Source organism: Halomicrobium sp. IBSBa (genome assembly GCF_017612575.1).
Lineage (GTDB): Archaea > Halobacteriota > Halobacteria > Halobacteriales > Haloarculaceae > Halomicrobium.
This window is the reverse complement of the sequence record NZ_JADPQC010000002.1, coordinates 137,177-157,916: the sequence shown is the minus strand read 5'-3', so window position 1 is coordinate 157,916 and position 20,740 is coordinate 137,177. Positions and strand designations below refer to the sequence as shown.

General features: G+C 67.4%; 19 protein-coding genes. 11 read left to right on the top strand and 8 right to left on the bottom strand.

Annotation, left to right across the window (positions count from 1 at the left end):
- A complete protein-coding gene (locus tag IL252_RS07445) occupies positions 1-558 on the bottom strand; it encodes a hypothetical protein (RefSeq protein WP_208627501.1) in 558 nt (185 codons plus the stop codon).
- A 343-nt stretch (positions 559-901) separates the two neighbouring features.
- On the opposite strand from IL252_RS07445, the gene IL252_RS07440 reads away from it, so the two are divergent.
- From IL252_RS07440 to IL252_RS07410, 7 genes are all read left to right on the top strand, one after another.
- Positions 902-1,774 (top strand): SipW-dependent-type signal peptide-containing protein, encoded by an 873-nt coding sequence (locus IL252_RS07440; RefSeq protein WP_208627500.1) that lies wholly within the window; start codon positions 902-904, stop codon positions 1,772-1,774.
- 56 nt (positions 1,775-1,830) lie between these two features.
- Positions 1,831-3,558, top strand: a complete 1,728-nt coding sequence (locus IL252_RS07435; RefSeq protein WP_208627499.1) for a vWA domain-containing protein — start codon at positions 1,831-1,833, stop codon at positions 3,556-3,558.
- Positions 3,559-3,765: 207 nt separating this feature from the next.
- Positions 3,766-4,572 (top strand): hypothetical protein, encoded by an 807-nt coding sequence (locus IL252_RS07430; protein ID WP_208627498.1) that lies wholly within the window; start codon positions 3,766-3,768, stop codon positions 4,570-4,572.
- Positions 4,572-5,672 carry a hypothetical protein gene (locus IL252_RS07425; RefSeq protein ID WP_208627497.1) on the top strand — a complete coding sequence of 367 codons (1,101 nt, stop codon included), beginning with the start codon at positions 4,572-4,574 and terminating at the stop codon, positions 5,670-5,672. The genes IL252_RS07430 and IL252_RS07425 overlap by 1 nt, the downstream gene beginning before the upstream one ends.
- On the top strand, positions 5,669-6,754 hold the full coding sequence (locus IL252_RS07420; RefSeq protein WP_208627496.1) for a signal peptidase I: 1,086 nt from the start codon (positions 5,669-5,671) through the stop codon (positions 6,752-6,754). The genes IL252_RS07425 and IL252_RS07420 overlap by 4 nt, the downstream gene beginning before the upstream one ends.
- Complete coding sequence (locus IL252_RS07415; RefSeq protein ID WP_208627495.1) at positions 6,751-7,929, top strand: hypothetical protein; 1,179 nt, start codon at positions 6,751-6,753, stop codon at positions 7,927-7,929. Before IL252_RS07420 ends, IL252_RS07415 begins: the two co-directional genes overlap by 4 nt.
- 289 nt (positions 7,930-8,218) lie before the next feature.
- Positions 8,219-8,479, top strand: coding sequence for a HalOD1 output domain-containing protein (locus tag IL252_RS07410; RefSeq protein ID WP_208627494.1), 261 nt, complete (start codon positions 8,219-8,221; stop codon positions 8,477-8,479).
- Between the two features lie 8 nt (positions 8,480-8,487).
- Here the strand turns inward: IL252_RS07410 and IL252_RS07405 are convergent, their stop codons facing one another.
- The gene (locus IL252_RS07405; protein WP_208627493.1) at positions 8,488-9,090 is read right to left on the bottom strand and encodes a conditioned medium-induced protein 4; all 603 of its coding nucleotides are present in this window, start codon (positions 9,088-9,090) and stop codon (positions 8,488-8,490) included.
- Between the two features lie 158 nt (positions 9,091-9,248).
- On the opposite strand from IL252_RS07405, the gene IL252_RS07400 reads away from it, so the two are divergent.
- Positions 9,249-11,345 (top strand): (Fe-S)-binding protein, encoded by a 2,097-nt coding sequence (locus IL252_RS07400; RefSeq protein WP_208627492.1) that lies wholly within the window; start codon positions 9,249-9,251, stop codon positions 11,343-11,345.
- A 153-nt stretch (positions 11,346-11,498) separates the two neighbouring features.
- Here the strand turns inward: IL252_RS07400 and IL252_RS07395 are convergent, their stop codons facing one another.
- The gene (locus IL252_RS07395; RefSeq protein ID WP_208627491.1) at positions 11,499-11,678 is read right to left on the bottom strand and encodes a hypothetical protein; all 180 of its coding nucleotides are present in this window, start codon (positions 11,676-11,678) and stop codon (positions 11,499-11,501) included.
- 233 nt (positions 11,679-11,911) lie between these two features.
- Here IL252_RS07395 and IL252_RS07390 point away from each other — a divergent pair, with 233 nt between their 5' ends.
- Positions 11,912-12,643, top strand: coding sequence for a molybdopterin-binding protein (locus IL252_RS07390; protein ID WP_208627490.1), 732 nt, complete (start codon positions 11,912-11,914; stop codon positions 12,641-12,643).
- A gap of 16 nt (positions 12,644-12,659) precedes the next feature.
- Here the strand turns inward: IL252_RS07390 and IL252_RS07385 are convergent, their stop codons facing one another.
- On the bottom strand, positions 12,660-15,083 hold the full coding sequence (locus IL252_RS07385) for a DUF2309 domain-containing protein (protein WP_208627489.1): 2,424 nt from the start codon (positions 15,081-15,083) through the stop codon (positions 12,660-12,662).
- The gene (locus tag IL252_RS07380; RefSeq protein WP_208627488.1) at positions 15,073-16,560 is read right to left on the bottom strand and encodes a proton-conducting transporter membrane subunit; all 1,488 of its coding nucleotides are present in this window, start codon (positions 16,558-16,560) and stop codon (positions 15,073-15,075) included. The genes IL252_RS07385 and IL252_RS07380 overlap by 11 nt, the downstream gene beginning before the upstream one ends.
- A gap of 444 nt (positions 16,561-17,004) precedes the next feature.
- Here IL252_RS07380 and IL252_RS07375 point away from each other — a divergent pair, with 444 nt between their 5' ends.
- Positions 17,005-18,021 (top strand): amidohydrolase family protein, encoded by a 1,017-nt coding sequence (locus IL252_RS07375; protein WP_208627487.1) that lies wholly within the window; start codon positions 17,005-17,007, stop codon positions 18,019-18,021.
- On the opposite strand, the gene IL252_RS07370 is transcribed toward IL252_RS07375, so the two are convergent.
- The 3 genes from IL252_RS07370 to IL252_RS07360 all read right to left on the bottom strand — a co-directional run bounded on the left by IL252_RS07370 (position 18,018) and on the right by IL252_RS07360 (position 19,544).
- On the bottom strand, positions 18,018-18,488 hold the full coding sequence (locus tag IL252_RS07370; RefSeq protein ID WP_170093031.1) for an Lrp/AsnC family transcriptional regulator: 471 nt from the start codon (positions 18,486-18,488) through the stop codon (positions 18,018-18,020). The two genes, IL252_RS07375 and IL252_RS07370, sit on opposite strands and share 4 nt — an antisense overlap.
- A 66-nt stretch (positions 18,489-18,554) precedes the next feature.
- A complete protein-coding gene (locus tag IL252_RS07365) occupies positions 18,555-19,202 on the bottom strand; it encodes a DedA family protein (protein ID WP_208627486.1) in 648 nt (215 codons plus the stop codon).
- A gap of 39 nt (positions 19,203-19,241) precedes the next feature.
- Entirely contained in the window at positions 19,242-19,544 is a 303-nt protein-coding gene (locus tag IL252_RS07360) for a hypothetical protein (RefSeq protein WP_208627485.1), read from the bottom strand.
- Positions 19,545-19,656: 112 nt separating this feature from the next.
- Between IL252_RS07360 and hemB the strand changes: the two genes are divergently transcribed.
- The gene (gene hemB / locus IL252_RS07355; RefSeq protein ID WP_208627484.1) at positions 19,657-20,637 is read left to right on the top strand and encodes a porphobilinogen synthase; all 981 of its coding nucleotides are present in this window, start codon (positions 19,657-19,659) and stop codon (positions 20,635-20,637) included.
- The last annotated feature ends 103 nt before the right edge of the window (positions 20,638-20,740 follow it).

Genomic DNA, 20,740 nt, shown 5'->3' with positions numbered 1-20,740 from the left:
TCAGCGCTGTCGCCGACCGATCACGTTCGCGAGCGAGCGCCGCATGCCGACCAGGGCGGTGGTCGGTGCAGTGGCTAGCTGGTACAGGGTCGAACAGGCAAAGAGCCCGAGTGTGACGCTCGCGAACACCAGCGGGTCGAGGAGGACAAAGCCCGGTATCTCGGCGAGCGACGCGACGACCGCGAACAGCCCGCCGATCCCCAGCGTGCGATAGTACTCGCCCCAGGTGACGCCCGCGACGGTGACGGTGTCCATGTACTGTGAGAGCTGTCGCGATCTCTTGCGCGTGCGGACTACCTTGCGATCGGGCTCGTACTCGACGAGGCCGAACGACGTGAGTTTGGGCATGTGCGTCTGATGGAGCGCGTTGTAGACGCTCTCGCGGACGGCGCGGGGCGCGGGCCGCGCGCCGGTCTCCGCCGACGCGATCTCTTCGGAGAGCTCTCGGAGCGTCATCTCGTCCGCGCGCTCCCAGAGCACTGTCAGCGCGGTCCGGCGTCGGGCGTTGCTCAGGAGGTGGTACACGTCCGCTTCCGGGATCTGCTGTCGTTGAAACACGGTCTTCCCTTCCGACCGCCTCTACACTTGATCGGCGGTTAGCTATGCGTTCCGTATCGATCCGGCCCGTTCTGGTACGATCTTCGTAGGTAACAGGATTGCACATCGTATCTGTTCTTCTCTGACTGGTATGGCGTTCGGACAATCGTGGTATCGAGTCCGTATTCTCCCCTTCCCGGGCGGTACGACGATCGTATCGCCACCGATTCCGAGGGTACGAAACTGCTACAGACGCCACTTTGAGGCGTTGAAACTGCCGGAACGACTGCATAGGTAAGTCCCCGTCCGTCCTGAGGTCGGCTAACCCGAGCAGCCCAGATGCGGGTCGCCGGGGGAGAAACCAATGAGCGACAAAAACTCACAGCTGTACAATCTGTCCCGCCGCAAGATGCTCGCCGGTCTCGGAGCCGTCGGCCTCGCCTCCGCGGGGGCAGGTATCGGTACCTCTGCGTTCTTCAGTGACCGCGAGGAATTCGAGAACAACGTCCTGACCGCGGGGACCCTCGACATGAGCGTCAGCGCGGAGGTCGTGGCCGCCAACGACTACTGGGTCGACAACGGCGAGCTCTCGATCAGCGCCGTCGCCGACGCCGAGGACGCCGTGATGGGTCTGGTCGTCGACGACATCAAGCCCGGCGACTGGGCGATCGTCTGCTTCGAGATCGAGGTGGGCGACAACCCCGGTTACGTGCAGGTGTGCACGGAGGAGTTCGTCGAGACCGGCGGCGCGAATCCCGAACCCGAACAGGAAGCCGAAGGTGACACCGACAACGACGCCGACCTGGGCGAGTACCTCTTGACCACGGTCTGGCAGAGCTACGACGACAGCGGCGCGAAGACCGGGCTCTCGACGCTCGACCCCGTCTTCAACAACGCCAGCAACCAGCTGGGACTGCCCTACGGCGCGCCCGACCTCGACGGCGTCGTCGCCGCGGACACCCACTTCACGAACGCGCGTGAGGCCGATGCGATCCTCGCGGCCGCAAACGGCGGCTACATCATCAAGGACGCCCAGGGCGTCCCGCTCCCGATCGGCTCCGACAGCGCGGGCGAGGACCCGGACGTGGCCGACACCTACGAGTTCTGCCTCCTGATCGAGCTGCCCTACGCGGTGGGCAACGTCGTGCAGGGCGACTCCGTCGGCTTCGATCTCGTGTTCAAGACCGAACAGGTCCGCAACAACGAGACCCCGTTCCAGAACGGAGGGAGCCAGTAGATCGACCGCGTCGACCGGGCACCGCCCGGGACACGCGAGACCACCTTCATTCAACCATGAGCGACAACGACCCCCAACTCTACAACCTCACCCGCCGCAAGGTGCTGGCCGGCATCGGTGCCGTCGGTTTCGCCTCGGCGGGTGCCGGACTCGGCACGTCAGCGTACTTCAGCGACCGCGAAGCCTTCGCCGACAACAGCCTCGTCGCCGGCGAACTCGACTTGCTGGTCGACTGGCAACAGCATTACCGTATGAACGGCGAGACGATGTTCGTCAACGCCCACCCCGACCACGACGACGACGGCGAACAGTCCATCGCCGCCGACACCGACGCCGGCCAGATCAAGTACAGTGACTTCCCGGACGAAGACGACGAGGACAGCAACGGTGCGAACATTCCAGTCCTCGACTGTGACAACATTCCGCCGCTCTCGGAAGCGGAGTTCGGCGTTGACCCGACGACCGGCAACGAGATGGACTCACTCGTTCAGTTGGCCGACGTGAAACCCGGCGACTCGGGCGAGATTACCTTCAGCCTCCACCTCTGTGACAACCCCGGCTACATCTGGATGCAGGCCGACAACGTCACCGAAGACGGCGGCGCGACGACCGACGCCGAAGCCGTCGTCGACCCCGACAACCTCCCGGACCTCGCGAGCGCAATCAACGCAACGCTGTGGTACGACGAAGACTGTGACAACGTCTACGACCCAGTCGAGCCGACAGACATCATGCTGACGCTCGATTTCTCCGGCTCGATGTTGTACCGCCAGTTCGGCGGTGTGGTCAGCGAGGACGACATCGCGATCAACGGCAACTCCTACGACGTCACGACGAAAATCGACCTCGTCGAACTCGGAACGCGCCAGTTCATCGATTACCTGCAGGCCCAGAACGCGGACGTGCAGGTCGGTGTCGCCTACTTCGATGGCAGTCAGACCGACGACCCCTCCGGGACCGCCCGGACGGGGATCCTCCAGTCGCTGACCAGCGACCTGTCCGTTGTCGACAGCGCACTGTCCGGCCTCCGGCAGAAACTGGCGAACGTCGTCAGTGGTCCGTACAGCACCAACGGCCCGGAGGACGGCGACGGTGACCCCGACCCCGAAAACGGTAGCGGCATCGCCGAGGGGACCTACATCGGTGAAGGTGTCGAGGACGCTCAGGGTGAGCTCGACGCCAACGGCCGGAGCGGGACCCGTGCGGCTAACATCGTCCTCTCTGACGGGAACTCCTTCAGCGGGCAGTCCGGTACCGCATTCATCTCGCCACAGGGCGCAGCCACCGACGCACGTCTGAGTAGCGCAGGCAACCCGGCAACGAACGTCTACACCATCGCCGTCGGACCAGACACCGACGACGCCATGCTCCTCGCGATGGCCGGAGAGGCGGGCGCTTCGACTGGTGGCGACGCGACGTTCTTCACCGACGTCGAAGACCCGATCGAGATTCCGTCGGTCTTTGGCAACATTGCGGCACAGTTCGTCGGCGAGAAAGTCATCATGGATGACACGCTCGATAACGTCCTCGCCGAACTCGCGGATGGGAACGGCATCCCGCTCGATGGAAACCGTGCGACGATTTACGACGAACTGGTTGACCCCGCAAACGACGAGGACCGTGAGGCGTTCCGCGGCAACGGCACGATGCACTGTGTCGCACTCGAGTGGGAACTACCCTTCGAGGTCGGCAACGAAGTCCAGGGCGACACCGTCGGGTTCGACCTCGGCTTCTACACCGAACAGGAGCGCAACAACGACGGCAGCGGTCCGGCTCTAGCCTGATCCCACAGATCCGGTTTCCGTGGGCCGCTGCGGGCCTGTACGGACTCCGTACCGACCGCTCACGCGGTGGCTCTCGGATCATACCTATGCCGGCATCGAGCGAACGAACATCGAACACAGCGGACCACGACCGCGGTCGTCTGTCGTTCCGACAGTCCACCAGTCTCGCTGGCGGGCCGGGACGATTCGATCGGCGGGACCAAGACAATGAAACTCACGCGACGACAACTACTGGCAGGGGTCGGCCTCGGAACGGTCGGGGTCGGTGGCTTCGGGTTCGGTCGGTCACGACCGCCCTACACGCACTACACGTACGCGGCCGACGGAGACCCGGAGGACCGGCGGCTCCGCGTCGCCTGGTACGAGCGATACAACGGGGCGATCGTCGAGACCCAGGGCGACGACGCCACCGCGACGGCCGCGATCGACCCCGACAGCGACCCCGCGTACGTCGAGGAGGCGACGCTCGTGACCGACGTGACCGGCCCCGTTATCTCGATCGGCAACGTCATGCCCCGCGACGTTGGCGCGCTGGTCGTCGGGATCGAAGTCGCCGACGACCTCGGATTCTCGCCGGAGTCAGTCGACATCTGGGGCAAGACGACTCTGATCAGCACGGAGAACGGCGTCAACGGACCGGAACTGGCCGACGGCGACACGTCACCATCGGACGGTGAACTCGCCGACGAACTCCTCGTCACTCTCTGGGCAGACGACTCGCCGGTCGGTGCCTGCAACGGCGTCGTCGAGTTCGACGAGCGCCTCGCGGGGCTCATCGCCGACGACGTGTCCATGCGCGAGGCCTTCGGTGCCGACAGCGATCTCGGGGGTCCAGCAGGGACCCTCGTGGCCGAATCGGTCAGGCCCGGCGAGCGCACCTGCCTGTCGCTGCTGTGGGCGTTCGACGAGGCGGTCGCGACGAACCGCTCACAGGGCGACGGCGTCGTCTTCGACCTGTCGGTCGCCGGGGTCCCCGTCGGCTCGCCGAGCCCGTTCTCGGACGGGGGTGCCTGATGGACGCCTCTCGACGACGTCTCCTCCTGGCACTCTCGGTGGCCGCCGGCGGCGGCGCGCTCACCGGCGGTGGCGTCAGTGCGCTGCTGACCGACCGGGGCGTCACGAGCGCCTCGCTCGCGACCGGGACCGTCGACCTCAGTGTCGAATACTGGCTCGACGTGGCCGACGGCGTCGACCTCGCGGCCCCCGACGGTGTCGTCGACGGCCCGCGGATCGCCGTGCCGGCACCGACGCTGGAGACCGACGGCAGCGCGACGACGTTGCTCCGCTTTGCCCTCCCGCAGGGGACTGTGCCGAACAACCCCGCCGCGCTCTGGCTGCGGTCCGACTGTCCCACCGGGACGACCCTGGGCGAACTGCTCCAGGTCAGGCTCTCCTACGCCGACGCCGAGGGCACCCCGTTGGCGACGATCGAGAGCGGTTCGCTCCGTGCGGTCGCCAACGCGCTTCGCGAGGGCGTTCGGCTCCTGGCCGACGGCGCGGACGGCTGCCTGGCCACCGAGTTGTTCGTCCTCGTCGAGTACGACCTCGCGGGCTACGTCGGCACCGAGTCGACCTCGCTCCCGCTGTTCGTGACGGCCGTCCAGTGTCGCAACGGCGATCCCACGGTCGACCCCTTCGACGACGCGACCGTTCCCGAGTGCGAACCCGGCTACGACTGCACCTGTGACTGGCTGATCGGCAAGGTCGAGGTCGACGACCCCTTGGTCGTCGGCCGGACGTACGACTTCGACGAGGGGCTGTCGAACTACGCCATCCGGGTCACCGACACCGACGGCACCGACGGCGTGGCCTTCGAGCTGGTCACCACCGATGGCAGCGCGCCGCTGCCCCTGTCCAGCGTCCTCGTCAAGGGCGGTCCCGACGAGCAGCGCTACAGCCGGCGCGACGGCTTCGGGTTCGAGACGACCGACCTCGACGGCGCGACCGCCGGCCTCGTCTACCCGCCACTGCACCCGAACAACGGCTCCCAGCCCGCGATCAGCTACGTCGTCGTCGGTGTCTGTGTCCCCACGGACGCCACTGGCGACTGTCCCGAGGATCTGGTCCAGTCCGCCGCCAGCGTCGACAACTCCGGCCGCGGAGGTCGCCGATGAGCACGCTGCTCGCCGCTCGCTCGCTGTCCCCCGGCGTTCGCCGGTGGGCCAGCCGCCTCGGGCTGGTGATCGGGGTCGCGCTGCTGGTCCCGTTCGTGCTGTTCGCCGTCCCCCAGACGATCGGTGCCGATCACGGCTTCGTCGTCCTCTCGGGGAGCATGGAGCCGGCTCTCTCGCCGGGCGACGTGATCATCGTCGACGGCAGCGGTCCCGTCGGCGTCGGTGACGTGATCACTTACGACGGCGGTGACGCCGTCCCGGTCACTCACCGGATCGTGGCGGTCGAAGACGGTGCGTTCGTCACGCAGGGCGACGCCAACGAAAACCCCGACACTGGGACCGTGACGCGGGCCGACGTGCTTGGACGGGTCGCCCTGACGATCCCGCTGATCGGGTACGTCATCCTCTGGGTCCAGACGCCCGCGGGCTACGTCACGCTCGTGGTCGCGCCGCTCGTGCTGTTGGTGGGCGGAGAACTGCGCTCGTGGCTCCGCGACCGCGCGTCCGACGACACGACGGCAGATGACGGTGCCGGCGATCAACCGGCCAGCGTTGCCACCGACGTGCTCCCGGACGACGACCCGCTGATCGAGGCACTCTCGTCAGAGGACCCGCTGACCGACGCGCTCGCCGCCGACGACCCGCTGGCCGACGCGCTCGCGGTCGACCCCGTCTCTGACGAGACCGAGACGAGCGAGCCACCTGCTGTGGCCGCCACGGACACGATCAGCGTGCCGTCGCTGGCTCCGGAACCGACTCCCTCGGCGAGCGTCGACGACGGCGCATCCGACACCGTCGCGGTCGCCGTGGCGGACCTGAAGCTGACCCTGCTGGCAGCGGGGTCGCTCTTTGGCTACGCCGGCTGGAACGTCGCCGGCGAAGTGACCGCCGTCGGCGCGCCGGACCCCGTCTCTGTCGGTGCGATGACCGGCGGGCTGCTCGGGCTCCTCTTCGCCGGCTGGGTGACCCTCGGCGTCTGGTACGACCGTCAGGGGGCCAGTGTGGCCTCGCCCGCGACACCGCCGACTGCGAACGACGACGCCCGCGCCGACGGCGGCACGACACAGGAGGAACGGCGATGAGCCGCAGTGTGCTGGTGTTCGTCGCTGCCCTCGTGGTCGTCGCTGCCGTTCACGGCGGCCTCGCTGACGGTGGCGGGGCCATCGCGTTCCTGCACGACGACGAAGCGTTCGATCTGACGGTCGACGCCAGCGGCGACACCGACGACCTCTCGGTCCGTGAGGGCTCGCGGACCCAGCCCCCGACCGTCCTTCGCACGACGGGGGACCAGTCGCTCCCTGGCTCCACGACCGACGCGCCCGCGCCACCTGGTGGCGGTGCGCCCGCGCCGACACCGTCGGACGCCGACGAGCCTGATCCGTTCCCACCCCTGCCGTCGAACGCCACGAACGACAGTGATGCCGGATCGCCACCGGTGGAGAACGCGACGGACGCGCCACCGGCCGAGACAGACGACGCAACCGGAACGCCGTCGGCCGACAGCGGCGAGAACGTGACGGAGACGCCACCGGTCGAGACGGACGGCGAAACGGAGACGCCGCCGGCCGAGACGGACGACACGGTGGCTGCGCCGTCGACCGATTCCGGCGAGAACGAGACGAATGCGCCGCCGGTGGAAAACGCGACGGACGTACCGCCGCCCGAGCCGGACGACGTAGCCGGAACACCGTCGGCCGACAGCGGCGAGAATGTGACGGACGCGACACCGTCCGAGACGGACGATACGGTGGCTGCGCCGTCGACCGATTCCGGCGAGAACGAGACGGGCGCGCCGTCGACACCGGGGCCATCGGGGTCCAACGTCACGCAGTCGTCTGACGGATCGGCCGCCGCAGACGGTTCGACCGAGCAGACACCAGACTCCGGAGACTCGACGCCCGACGATTCGTCGGTGGCGACGACTGACTCGTCAGCAGACGGTTCCGATGGACCTGCGGCGGATTCGTCCATGGGGGCCGCCGATGCGGACGAACCGACTGCGGAGGGCTCGCCGACCGGAGACAGCGAGGCCGAGGAGCCAGCTACGGACGGTGCGCTCACGCCTGTGCCGGAGGCCGAACCCGACGATGGGGACGTCGACGCCGGTTCGTCGTCTGGGACGGACTCGGACGACGGTCCAGAAACCGGTTCGTCGACCGCTGGCGACAGGTCAGTGGACGACGATTCTACCGGCGGTTCGTTAGCGGACGCGGACTCTTCCGAAGGTGTCGATAGCGAGGTGCCGCCGTCTCCGTGAGCGGCTTCCGGTTCCGATGACGCAGTCGGTTTGACGGGTGGTGTCGGGCCCGAGATCGACCCCTCCCGGCTGGCCGTTGCGGCCCGGATCTGCCAGGCTGTCGGCGACGGCGGCTCGCACTCCCCGCAACTGTCGAGGAACAAGGCCGTGGGACCTCGTCGACCGACCTCACAAACGTCCCCTTCCAGTGGTCGACGGGGCATCGCCACCCCAGTCGTCTGCCGTGTGTGTCTCACAATCTGAAACGTCTGATAAATATTTATACTTCTCGTCAACGAATGCCACGGATATGGCAACAACTGCGGGGGGGTCGCCGGCGGCATCAGCTGACGACGAACTGCCGCCCAGCACCGCCATCGTCGAAGCAGTCAGTACGAGTGCCGACACGCCAGCGGTCGAACTGCCGCCGCTGTACGAGGTGGTCGACCCCGACGCCCTGGACGCGCTGTTCGCCGACGGCCAGACGTTCGGCGTGGTGACCTTCGAGTACGCGGGCTACGACGTGACCGTCCGGGCCGATGGGCACGTCGAGGTGTCGCAGATCGAGTAAGTGCAGGTCTAGAAGTCCACGTCGGCGTCCTCTTCCAGCGAGCCGATGTCCTCGGTCGCTTCTTTCAGCCCGTCGTCACGGACGCCGTCGGTCAACACCGTCCCGATTCCAGCGTCGTGGAGGACGTCTTCGTACTCGCTCTGGAAGCGGCCGCTGACTTGCCGGGCGCGGGTCTGGGCGGCGACGACGCGCTGGTAGCGTGCCAGTTCGGCTTCCGTGAGATCGAACGCCTCGCGGACGGTCTCGGCGGTGTCGGCCTCGCGCAGTCGCGCCAGGTCGAACGGTGCGTCGGTGTCCTCGTCGCGGAGCAGGTGGAGGTCGATCCGGGCACGGGTGACCACGTCGGTGTCGGCGTCGACGGCGTCGGCGATGGCCGCGTCGTCGTCGCCCTCGTAGTAGCGACGGACGACCGTGACGAGTGCCTCGTCCGACAGCGGCGTGTCCACCTCGAAGCGCTCGCGCAGGCGGTCGATCACTGTCAGCAGGCGCTCTTCGACGCCCCCCTCGTCGGAGAGTAGCGAGCCGTGGCCGTCCTCTTGGCGCTCGGTGACGGTGTCCTCGCCCGCTACGTCGACGAAGATGTCACGGAGTTCCTCGGTTTTCTCGTCCATCGGACCGTACGTCTGTGCCTTCTACCGTTTATACTTGTCGACGACGTGGCAAGACTGCGATCGCCGACGAGGCAGACAACTCAAAACAGTTGTATCATTCCCGCAAGACGGCGCGGGTTCGGAGCAAAATTTAAGCGGCTCCCGGTTCGTGGTAGCACATGACAGTTCCACTCCAGACCACCACCAGACCGACCTTCTGGCAGATCGGACCGGTCGGAAAGGCGGTGTTCTACTACCTCGCGGCGCTGGCGTTGCTCGTGTTCGCCTTCGGCGTGTACGAGCGTATCACTCGCTACACGCGCGGGAGCGACGAGCCGTTCCCGCGTCTGGACGCGCTCCCCTCGCGGATCCTCTCGGGCGCGCGCCTCGCGTTGACCAACGCCAAGCAGTTCGACCGCGACCTCGTCGCGGGCGTGATGCACACGCTTGTCTTCTGGGGCTTTCTGACGCTGTTGATCGGGACGACTATCCTTGGCATCGACATGGACCTCTACCGGCCCCTGACCGGCGAGTCCTTTTTCGTCGGCGACTTCTATCTCTCGTACTCCTTCGTGATGGACGCGATGGGGCTGTTGTTCGTCGTCGGCGTCGGCGTCGCGATGTGGCGGCGGTACGGCCGCCGGACGGACCGACTCCACGGCCGCCACACCTCTCGGGAAGACGACTACTTCCTCGGCGTCCTCTTCCTGCTCGGCGTCGGCGGGTACGTCACAGAGGCCGTCCGCATCCTCGGGACGAGCGCGGTCCGTGACGTGAGCTTCGAGACGTGGAGTTTCGTCGGCTGGGCGGGCAAGGAGTGGCTCGCCGCCGCCGGTGTCTCCCCCGAGATGGCGACCGCTGCCTACCCCGTGATCTGGTGGAGCCACTCGCTGCTGGCGCTCGCCTTCGTCGCCTGGGTCCCCTACGCCAAGCCCTTCCACATGCTGTCGTCGTTCGCCAACGTCGTCACCCGCGACAAGAAGGCCGGCAAGCGCCTCCCCGGCGTCCCCGCCGACGCCAGCCCGGAGGAGATCGGCCCCAGCGAGATCGACGACTTCTCCTGGAAACAGCTGCTCGACCAGGACGCCTGCACGAAGTGTGGGCGCTGTTCCTCGGCCTGCCCCGCCAAGGAGTCGGGCCGCCCGCTCGATCCCCGCGACGTGATCCTCGACCTGAAACAGTACCGCGAGGACCGCGATGCCGGCGGCGAGGCCGTCGACATTATCGCTGATGGAGGCACGTCAGTCATCGACAGCGCGACGATGGAGTCCTGTATGGCCTGTATGGCCTGCATGGACGCCTGCCCGGTCGAGATCGAACACCTCACCCACTTCACCGAGATGAACCGCCGGCTGACGGAGTCGGGCCAGATGGACGAACACGTCCAGGACGCGATGATGAACGTCTTCCAGCAGGGCAACACCTTCGGCGAGCCAGAGCGCAAGCGGCCCGACTGGACCGACGACCTCGAGTTCGACGTGCCCGACGCCCGCGACGAGCCCGTCGACTACCTCTGGTACGTCGGCGACTACCCCAGCTACGACGACCGCAACCAGGAGATCGCGACGGCCCTCGCTCGGGTCTTCGAGGCGGCCAATGTCTCCTACGGCATCCTCTACGAGGACGAACAGACCGACGGCAACGACGTGCGCCGCGTCGGCGAGGAGGGGCTCTACGAGATGCTCGTCGAGGACAACGCCGCGGCCATCCAGGACTGCGAGTTCGACCGGATCGTCTGTACGGACCCACACTCGTTCAACACGTTCAAACACGAGTACCCCGAGTTCGAGGCCTGCGAGTGGGACGGCGCGGACGTGGCCCACTACACGCAGGTCGTCGCCGACCTCGTCGAGACCGGGCGACTGGCCGTGCCCGCGACGCTCACAGACACCGTCACCTACCACGACCCCTGCCACCTCGGGCGGTACAACGGCGAGTTCGAGGCCCCGCGGGAGCTGATCGACGCGACGGGCGTCGACCGCGTGGAGATGCCCCGCAACCGCGACGACTCCTTCTGCTGTGGCGGGGGCGGTGGCGGCCTCTGGATGGACCTCGAAGAGGAGGAGAAACCCAGCGAGGAGCGCCTGCGCGAGGCCCTGGAGGACACCGAAGCGGGTTCGGACGTGGACCGTTTCGTCGTCGCCTGCCCGATGTGCATGACGATGTACGAGGACGGCCGCAAGACCGGCGACTACGAGGACGACATCGAGATCGTCGGCGTCACCGAGTTGCTGGCGGAGGCGCTGACGAGCGAGGGATCGGTGGCCGCCGACTGAAGCGATTCGTAGATCGATGTCGTCCGCTGGGAGTGTTCAAACACAGTTGTAAGGCACACCTGTGCCTTCACATAGCTGCTTTCACCAACGATGTCTATTGCGACAGCGAGCAGGCCGCCCGTGTGTACACATTGGGGTTTTCAGAGACTGATCTTATTGTCCCCTCAAGCCCACTACCATAGCAATCGTGGATAATAGTCCAGAAGCAGCTAGTGGAAATATCACTAACTGGGAATATGGTTCTATATTGTTTTGCGTGTATATCCCTACAATAGATAAATGCAATAAGAAAATTTCGAATGCTATTATTTTAGCTACTGTTTCATCTACCATATACGATAATATAGAATCACAGGATAAAGACTTTTACAACCAGCGCATTTTACAAAATCTCGAACTTCTGGCAGTTTTCATTCCTCGTCGTTTTCGAACTGCTTCAGCTACATCGAACCTGAAACAGCCGAAACCTGGCTCTGACCTTCGCAAGCTGGCACGACACTCAAAATTAAACACAACCTGTCCGCCCGAGCCAACACTTACCTCCCCGAGGATCTTACGACGGCCCGATGCAGGTCGCGCTCATCACCGTCGGCGACGAGATCCTCTCGGGGGACACGGAGAACACGAACGCCGGGTGGCTGGCCCGCCAACTGACCGAGCGCGGGGTCACGGTCACGCGGATGCTCACGATCCCCGACGACCGGGCGCTGATCGCTCGCCACGTCAGCGAGTGGGCCGACGCCTTCGACGCCGTGATCGTCACGGGTGGCCTGGGCGACACGCCCGACGACGTGACCCTCGAAGCGGTCGCGGACGCCTTCGACCGCGAGATGACCGTCCAGCCCGACGTGCGCGAGCGCGTCGAGGAGAAGGCTCGTCAGTACCGCGAGGCGAATCCCGAACGCTACGAGGAACACGACTTCGATCTGGACTTCGCGGAGACGGCCGCGCTTCCCGCAGACGCCCGCCCGCTCCAGACGGCGGCCAGCTTCAACCCCGGCTGCGTGGTCGAGAACGTCTACGTCTTCCCCGGCTTCCCCGAGGAGCTGCAAGCGATGTTCGACAGCGTCGCCGACGACTTCGGCGGCGACGCGGTCGCCGAGTCCGTCCCGACGGCCACGCCCGAGGGCGCGCTGAAGGACGTGCTCGCGGGCGTTCGCGAGCGGTTCGACGTGGCGGTCGGCAGCTATCCGGCACACGGGGACGCGGACGGGCGGGTGAAGGTGTCGGGGACCGACCCGGAGGCGGTCGAGGCCGCTGCCGAGTGGGTCGCCGAGCGAGTCGACAGCCCCGAGTAGCTGCTCGGACGGGAGATCAGTCGTCGGCCGTCGAGGGCGTCGCCGTGGCTGTCTGTTCCGGGGTCGTCGGTGCCTGCTCGTCGACTGGCGTCCACTCCAGGTCCTCGGTGTAGTGGAACGCGCGGTGCTCTTGCTCGGGGTCGACGACGGTGAGGTGGAGCCAGTCGTTGTCCAGTAGCTCCGTCACCGCCGGGTTGTCGGCCAGCACGTCGGTGACGCGTTCGACGGGCGCGTGGACGACCGTCGAGAGGCGGAGCGGCTGGTGGTACGGTTCGTCGTCGGTAGCCATCAGCGATTGCAGCGGGAGGCCGGTCAGCAGGTCGCCGCCGTTGCCCTGGTAGACGCCGACGTTGCCGACGGGGTTGTGGGTCACCTTCGAGCCGCTGCCGAAGACGGCGTTGTCGACCGTCGAGAAGTAGTACTGGGCGTTGATCCACTGGGTGACGACCATCGGCCCGGTCAGAATGCCTTCGAGCGCGTCGCCCTCGTCGTCGGTCGTCCAGTCGTAGGAGTGGAGGAACGCGCGGGCGTCCAGATCGAGCCCGTCGGTGAGTTCCCGCGGGCCGACGACGAAGCCGGCGTTGCCCGCCAGACCCCACTCCGGGCGCGTCTCTGCCCAGTCGGCCGCGCGGCGGTGCGTCTCACGGCCCGCGTCGCCGTCCGCGCCCATGTCGTCGGCGCGCTCGGCGGCCGCGCCGGCACGCGCGGTTTCGAGGTCCGCACGGAGCTGTCGTACGTCCTCGGCGTGTGTCTCGGGGACGGCGTCCGCGTACAGCTCGATCTCGTCGGTGGTCGTGTTGTGCTCGCCGGCCAGGAAGTAGGTGTCTTCGGGCACGTCGATGCCGCGGTCACGCAGGCGTTCTCTGACGGTCTCGTCGTTGCAGAGAGCGGCGAGGACGCGGGCGCTGGGGCCGCCGGGATTGCCGGCGCAGGCACCGCAGTCGAGGCTGGCGTCGAAGGGGTTGTTCGCCGTCTGGCTCGCGTGGCCGGTGAACACGACGAGACGGGCGAACTGCTCCCAGCCCATCAGCTCGAAGGCCGTCGCGGCGTACTCGGTCTTCTCCTCGACTGTCAGTCCCGCCGGGAGTTCGTGAGCGTGGTCGGGATCGTGATCGACGGCCGGCTCCCAGACCGCGTGGTCGTCGGGCGTGCGATCGTCGACGGCGTCGACCAGGTCGTGGACGCGTCCGGGGACCAGCGTCCGGGCCGCGAGTGCGGCCCCGTACCCCGCGCCGGTGCTCTCGACGTAGCTGAACGCCGTCGCGGCGTTGGAGCGGAGCCGCCCGATCACGCTCTCGGCGGCTTCGCGCATCGCCGTCCAGCGGTCGTGTTCGGCGTGGCGCGACCCCTCGCCGTCCGTGGGACGATCCGCGATGCGGTGCTGTGGGTCGAGGATCGGCGGGCAGGCGTCGACGGCCACCTCTGTGCCGTGTCCCTCGTAGCGCATCGGGACGCCGAAGAAGCCGGCGTAGCCGTGGGTCTCGTAGTCGCCAGCGGCCTCGACGTGGCGGCGGATGATCTCCGAGCGCGTGTCGATACAGAAGACGAGCTGTGCGTCCGGTCTGTCCCCCTCGTCGGTCGCTGCGACCGACTCGCTGGCGTCGGTGAGCTCCGCGACGAGCGCCGAGCGGTAGGTCGCTTCCCAGGCGGTCAGCCAGACCTCGGGGAGTGGGACGGCTCCGTCGGCCGTGGCGTCGTCTCCGTCTGCCTCTTCGGGCGTGCGCGGGGCGTCGAACAGGTCGACCAGCGTCAGGCGAACCGCCAGGTAGCCGGCCAGCGTGATCGGGTACGCGGACTGCCAGGCGTCCCCGTCGTCGGCCCGCTGCTTGAGCAGGCCGGTCCAGCCCGGCAGCGCGGCCAGGTGAAACTCGAAGATCTCCGGCCACTCTCCGACGGGATCGTTCACGAGCTGCTCTCGGATGGCGTCCAGCGGACGGTCCGGAAGCTCGGCGATCGCTTCGGCGTCTGGGATTTCCCCGTCGTGGCGAGCGACGGCGCGGAACGCGTCGTAGAAGCCGTCCTCGCGTTCCGGCATCGGCCACTTGGCCTGTCCCTGATCGAGGAACGCCGACAGCCACTTGGTCAGCACCGCGTCGACCCGGTCGGTGGCGGTCGCCGTCTCGGTCGCCTCGGCCCGCTCCGCCGTTGCCATGCGGTCGAGCGTCGCCTCGGGCTCGCTCTCGTACCCGTGTTCGCGCAACGTATCACGGAGAACGTCGGGGTCGATCCGTCCGTCCTCCCAGGCGCGGCGGAACACGTCGGCGTCGGGGTAGCCGTCGCTCCCCAGCGTGTCTGCTGCGGCCGCGACGGCCTCGTGGAAGGGCTGGTCCTCGAAGCCAGAGAGGGGGTTGGCCGTCACGAACGAGTGCAACGGCCAGCGGGAGCCGACCGTCTGTGCTGCCGTCTCGATACTCTCGTGGATCGCGTCGTCAGTACTCATTGTACTCCTCCGTCGCGGTCAGTTGCGTCTCGGACGGTGGCTGTGTGGCGTTCAAAAGCACCACGTAGAGGCGCTGGCTGTGCTTGTAGGCACCGCGCTCGATCGCGAGGTAGGTGGCGACGAACGCGGCGGCGATGAGTCCGTGGGCCACCGTCAGCTCCGCGGTCGCTCCGACCCCCGGCAGTCCGCCGAGCAGTCCCTCGATCGTCCCGTAGACGGCGGCGTAGATCCCGATCGCCGGCAACGCCACCAGCGGGACGGCTCCGTACCGGACCGACGCGGGCAGCGCCGACCGCGTGACGAGATCGCGCGCGGCGTGAAGCACCGTCAGCACGACCAGCAGCGTGAACACCAGCCCGCTGTCCAGCTTCGTCCCTTTCCCGGTGAGCGCGGCGAACAGGACGCCGCCGGCCAGCGCGGTGGCGGCGACCACGACCGCGCCGAGGGGTCCCGCCGAATCGGTCGCCGTCGTCGACTTCGGGCTCTCGTGGGCCACCTGACTCCCCGAGCTCAGGAACTGGTAGCCCTTGTAGAATCCGTGCAGGATAAGGTGCGTGACGGCGGCCCCGAAGAACCCGAGGCCGGCCTGCATGATCATGAATCCCATCTGGCCGACCGTCGAACAGCCGAGTTTCCCTTTCACGTCCGTGCGGACGGTCTTCAGGAGCTTTCCCGACAGCGCGCTGGTCGCACCGACGACGGCGACGGCCAGCATGAACGCGCTGTCGACGGTGACCACCGGCGCGAAGCGAACCAGCAGGACGCCACCGGCGTTGACGAAGCCGGCGTGCATCAGTGCGGAGGCGGGCGTCGGTGCGGTCATCGACGAGACGAGCCAGGTGTGGAACGGGACGAGCGCGGACTGGATCATCGCCGCCAGCACGAGCGCGGTCGCCACAAACAGCACGACCGTCCCGGAGGCCTCGCCAAGCGCCGACGCGACGCCGGAGACCGTCGTCGCACCGGTGTGCCACCACAGCGTTCCGAGCGCGACCGCGAGCGCGCCGGTGCTGGCCAGGAAGTACCGGCGCGAGAGCGCGGCGGCGGCCCGTGCCTGTGGCCACCCGTCGACGTGGCCGATCAGGTCGGCCATCACCAGCCCCATCGCCAGCCACGCGGCCACGAACAGCGCGAGGGCGTCGGCGGCAACCAGGACCATCACGATCAGCGTGAACGCGAACACGCGCCCGAAGAAGCGATCGATCGTCCGGTTGCCGGCCATGTAGCGGCGCGAGTAGCTGTGGACGATCCCGCTGACGAAGGTAACCGTCACCCACATTACGGCGGTCAGCCCGTCGACCGCGACGAGACCGTCGAGTTCCCAGGGTCCGCCGCCCCGGAGCCGAAGCGCCAACACGCCGATACTCACGACACAGAGGACCCACACGAGTCGCGTCAGTGTCGCCGCGACGCGCGAGTCCTCGCCGTCTGGCGTCGGTAGCTGTCCTACGGTCGTCGTCTGCGTTTGTCCGGTCATCGTTTGGTCCGTCTCCGACCGATCACCCCCCGCGTGGCACACGCGATCACAGTGATCGGTCATCTTCACCCAGATGTACGAACAGACTGTCTATTAAATCTATCTATACTACCAGATCGTTCTGGAAGAAGTGAATTATAGAACGTGATGGTCTTCGACACCCCTCTGAGAGCCACCGGAACGCCACCGTGCGGGCCATCGAACACGAGACGACGAGGGCCAGCCGTCCGCCCGATCTCTCGCTCGACCCGGCCCCAAATCGCCGTTCTTCGAGCGCTTCGAGCACGGTACCGACGGTTCGCTCACACACTGTCACCGTCGCGGAGACCGCTCTCGTTTTCCGCCGCGTTGCCGTCGGCTTGCCCACGCCGGCCAATAACGCTACCGGATCGTTCGAATATCGCGTATAGAAAACCATATCGTTCTCTGTCCATCACCACGGGTATGCCTGCGTTAGAGGGAACCGTTCTCGTCGGTGAGTCGTTCGAACCCGTCACCGGTCGTGTCGTCGTCGAAGACGGCCGGATCGAGGCGATCGAAGAGACCGACACCGCGTCGACGGACATCATCCTGCCGGCATTCGTCAACGCGCACACCCACCTCGGGGACGCGGTCGCGAAAGACGCCGCCGTCGGGCTCTCGCTCGAAGCGGCGGTCGCACCGCCCGACAGCCTGAAACACCGTCGACTGGCCGAAGCCGACCGGACCGAGCTCGTCACCGCGATGCGCCGGACGCTTCGATTCATGCAGCGGACCGGGACCGTCTCGACGCTGGACTTCCGGGAGTTCGGGATCGAGGGCGCGCGGACGCTCCGGGAGGCCGCCGAGCCGCTGTCGATCGATCCGTTCGTCTTCGGGAGCGGGGACGCGTCGGTCCTCGACGTGGCCGACGGCTTCGGAGCCAGCGGTGCCAACGACGACGACTTCGGGCCACAGCGCGATGCAGCGGCCGACCGGGGCGTCCCCTTCGCCATCCACGCCGGAGAACCGGATCAGACGGACATCCACCCCGCGCTCGATCTGGAGCCGGACCTGCTCGTCCACATGGTCCACGCCGCAGGGGAGCACCTCGAACGCGTCGCCGAACAGTCCGTTCCGGTGGCGGTGTGTCCGCGCGCCAACACGGTCCTCGGCGTCGGCCGGCCGCCGATTCGAGACCTGCTCGATCACACGACCGTCGCGCTCGGGACGGACAACGTCATGCTGAATCCGCCGTCGATGTTCCGAGAGATGGCGTACACGGTCCGGCAGTTCGACGTGAGCGCCCGCGAGGTACTGCGGATGGCGACGACGGCCGGGGCCGAGATCGCGGGCCTCGACTGTGGCGTCGTCGCGCCCGGCAAGCGGGCGGCCCTGACCGTCCTCGACGGCGACTCGGACAATCTGGCCGGCTCACGCCACCCCGTCGAGAGCGTCGTCCGGCGCGCGACCGCGCTGGACGTCGAGCGCGTGATCTGTTAACTGTCTTCCGGGTCGAACTCGCCGAAGGGCGTCGTCTCGTGGCTCCGAACGAGCACCTCGTCGGCGACCGTCACGCCCATGTCGAGCAGCTCCTGTGCGACCGGCGTGATGTCGCTGTCGGATTCGCCGACGACCGTCACGAGGAGGTTCTCCTCGCCGGTGACCAGCTCCTGGACGGAGACGACGCCGTCGATCGACAGGATCTCCGGGACGATCTCGCCCCGCTCCGGGATCGACGCGGTACAGAAAAGCAGCATGCGGAGCGGATAGCCCGACTCCTGGTAGTCCACCTCGGCGCTGTACCCTTTGATGATCTCGTCGCCTTCGAGGCGCTGGATGCGCTTGCGGACCGTGCTGTCCGAGGTGCCGGTTCGTTCTGCGATGTCCCCCGACGACATGTCGCGGGCGTCTTCCTGCAGCGCGTACAGGATCGCCCTGTCCACGTCGTCGAGGTCCGTGTTGCTCATACCCGTACCTCCAGCGCAGAGACACTTTACCTTTGTTAGCCGACCAGTTCGTCGTCGCCCGGTCTATCACAGGAACCACAGGAAGCCGGCCTCGTTGAGGTAGTAAAACGAGACCGCGAGCCACGTCTCGAAGACCAGCGTCCCGGCGGCCGACAGCGCGGCGAACCGCCGGACGCGCATCTCGGCGACGCCCGCCGGCACCGTCAGCATGCCGCGGGTGAACAGGAGCGCGTTGCTGACGGGGACGGCGGCGTGGCCCCAGCGATCGAACCAGCCGTCGAAGCGGTCGAGCTTCGACTCGCTGACGCGGAACCACGGCTTCTGCAGGAGCCACTCGCGGCCGCCCCGCTGGGCCAGCACGAACAGGGCCGTCTGGCCCGCCGTCGCCCCGACGACGGCCACCACGAAGATGGCGACGATCGCACCCCAGTCGTAGCCCGCGTCGGTCGTCGCCAGCGCGCCGATGGCGGCGGGGACGAGCACCTCGCTGGGAGCGAAGTACAGCAACATCGCGCCTTCGAGGACGAAGATCACGAGCAGCGCCGCGAGCCCGTACCGCTGGATCAGCTCGCGGGCCAACTGCTCGTCGCCGACGACGAACAACGCCACGCCGGCTCCCGCCAGGACGACGAACGAGAGCGCGATCGCGAGCAGGCCGTACTCCTCGGCCCACGTCCGGAGCCGCGAGCGAGCGGGGAACGCCAGAGAGGCCATTCGACAGGGGCAACGATCCTGCGGTGCAAATGCTTTCTGTTACCCGTCGTCCGCGCGGTTCACCCAGACGATCAGTGCGACGACACTCGCGACGATCACGGCGGTGTAGGCGGCCCAGAGCCGATCGGTCGCGCCGCCGGTGTGGGTCAGGACGGCCATCGCGCCCGTCCCGAGACCGACGAGGATCGTGTACGTGCCGACGGCGTCGACCACCGACGGCTCTGGGCTGTCGTCGGGGCCGACGCCCGCGATCAGGGTCGTCACGCGACCGAACCTGATCAGGACGCCGAGGGCGAGCACCAGGAGCGCGCTGCCCGCGACGGTCACGGTGCCAGCGGTCATAGCTCGCCGTTCGGGCGACGCGACCGAAAACGTTCGCCCCGGGATCGACAGACCAGCGCCGCCGGCCACTCGGAGCGGTGACTTCATTGGGCCGAGCCACCGAGACCCTCGTATGCAACCGACACGCCGACCTCGCCGGCTCCGGACCGACGGCGTCCGCGGGCTGGTCAGCGAGACCGCTCTCTCGCCAGCGGACCTGATCGCGCCGATCTTCGTCGACGCCACCACCGACGAGCGGGTGCCCATCGAGACGATGCCGGGTCACGAACGCGTTCCCGTCGAGGCGGCCGTCGACCGCGTCGAGGAGGTGCTGGCGACCGGCGTCGAGGCGGTGATCGTCTTCGGCGTTCCCGAGGAAAAGGACGAACGCGGTTCGCGAGCCTGGGCGACCGACGGTGTCGTCCAGCGCGCGGTCCGGTCGATCACCGACGAGACCGACGCCTACGTCATCACTGACGTGTGTCTCTGTGAGTACACCAGTCACGGCCACTGCGGGATCGTCGAGGCGGGCGCGGCCGACGACCCGACGCTGACGGTCCGCAACGACCCGACCCTGGAACTGCTCTCGAAGACGGCGGTTTCGCACGCCCGCGCGGGGGCGGACATGGTTGCGCCCTCCAGCATGACCGACGGGATGGTTGGGGCGATCCGCGAGGCGCTCGACGACGACGGCTTCTCGGACGTGCCGATCATGAGCTACGCGGCCAAGTACGAGTCGGCGTTCTACGGTCCCTTCCGCGACGCCGCCGACGGCGCACCCGCCTTCGGCGACCGGCGACACTACCAGATGGACCCCGCGAACGCCCGCGAGGCCATGCGGGAGGTCGCCCTCGACGTCGAGCAGGGCGCGGACGTACTGATGGTCAAGCCCGCGCTACCCTACCTCGACGTGGTCCGGGAGATCCGCGACTCCTACGACCACCCCGTCGCCGCCTACAACGTCAGCGGCGAGTACGCGATGTTGCACGCCGCAAGCGAGAAGGGGTGGCTCGACCTCGACGCGGTCGCACACGAGTCGCTGCTCTCGATCAAGCGGGCCGGCGCGGACCTCATCCTCACCTATTTCGCCGAGGACATCGCTCAGCGGCTCTGAGGCCGCCGAGCGGTGTAGTCGCCACACTCGCCAGTTCTCCCTTTCCGTGACACGGCCGTGGGTCCAGATCGGACGGCGGGCTACCGGGCCATTCATTTACCGA

Excerpts from the sequence above, each read along its gene's own strand:
- IL252_RS07440 (WP_208627500.1), top strand. The coding sequence starts at position 902 with ATGAGCGACAAAAACTCACAGCTGTACAATCTGTCCCGCCGCAAGATG.
- IL252_RS07435 (WP_208627499.1), top strand. The coding sequence starts at position 1,831 with ATGAGCGACAACGACCCCCAACTCTACAACCTCACCCGCCGCAAGGTG.
- IL252_RS07430 (WP_208627498.1), top strand. The coding sequence starts at position 3,766 with ATGAAACTCACGCGACGACAACTACTGGCAGGGGTCGGCCTCGGAACG.
- IL252_RS07425 (WP_208627497.1), top strand. The coding sequence starts at position 4,572 with ATGGACGCCTCTCGACGACGTCTCCTCCTGGCACTCTCGGTGGCCGCC.
- IL252_RS07420 (WP_208627496.1), top strand. The coding sequence starts at position 5,669 with ATGAGCACGCTGCTCGCCGCTCGCTCGCTGTCCCCCGGCGTTCGCCGG.
- IL252_RS07415 (WP_208627495.1), top strand. The coding sequence starts at position 6,751 with ATGAGCCGCAGTGTGCTGGTGTTCGTCGCTGCCCTCGTGGTCGTCGCT.
- IL252_RS07410 (WP_208627494.1), top strand. The coding sequence starts at position 8,219 with ATGGCAACAACTGCGGGGGGGTCGCCGGCGGCATCAGCTGACGACGAA.
- IL252_RS07405 (WP_208627493.1), bottom strand. The coding sequence starts at position 9,090 with ATGGACGAGAAAACCGAGGAACTCCGTGACATCTTCGTCGACGTAGCG.
- IL252_RS07400 (WP_208627492.1), top strand. The coding sequence starts at position 9,249 with ATGACAGTTCCACTCCAGACCACCACCAGACCGACCTTCTGGCAGATC.
- IL252_RS07395 (WP_208627491.1), bottom strand. The coding sequence starts at position 11,678 with ATGGTAGATGAAACAGTAGCTAAAATAATAGCATTCGAAATTTTCTTA.
- IL252_RS07390 (WP_208627490.1), top strand. The coding sequence starts at position 11,912 with ATGCAGGTCGCGCTCATCACCGTCGGCGACGAGATCCTCTCGGGGGAC.
- IL252_RS07385 (WP_208627489.1), bottom strand. The coding sequence starts at position 15,083 with ATGAGTACTGACGACGCGATCCACGAGAGTATCGAGACGGCAGCACAG.
- IL252_RS07380 (WP_208627488.1), bottom strand. The coding sequence starts at position 16,560 with ATGACCGGACAAACGCAGACGACGACCGTAGGACAGCTACCGACGCCA.
- IL252_RS07375 (WP_208627487.1), top strand. The coding sequence starts at position 17,005 with ATGCCTGCGTTAGAGGGAACCGTTCTCGTCGGTGAGTCGTTCGAACCC.
- IL252_RS07370 (WP_170093031.1), bottom strand. The coding sequence starts at position 18,488 with ATGAGCAACACGGACCTCGACGACGTGGACAGGGCGATCCTGTACGCG.
- IL252_RS07365 (WP_208627486.1), bottom strand. The coding sequence starts at position 19,202 with ATGGCCTCTCTGGCGTTCCCCGCTCGCTCGCGGCTCCGGACGTGGGCC.
- IL252_RS07360 (WP_208627485.1), bottom strand. The coding sequence starts at position 19,544 with ATGACCGCTGGCACCGTGACCGTCGCGGGCAGCGCGCTCCTGGTGCTC.
- hemB (WP_208627484.1), top strand. The coding sequence starts at position 19,657 with ATGCAACCGACACGCCGACCTCGCCGGCTCCGGACCGACGGCGTCCGC.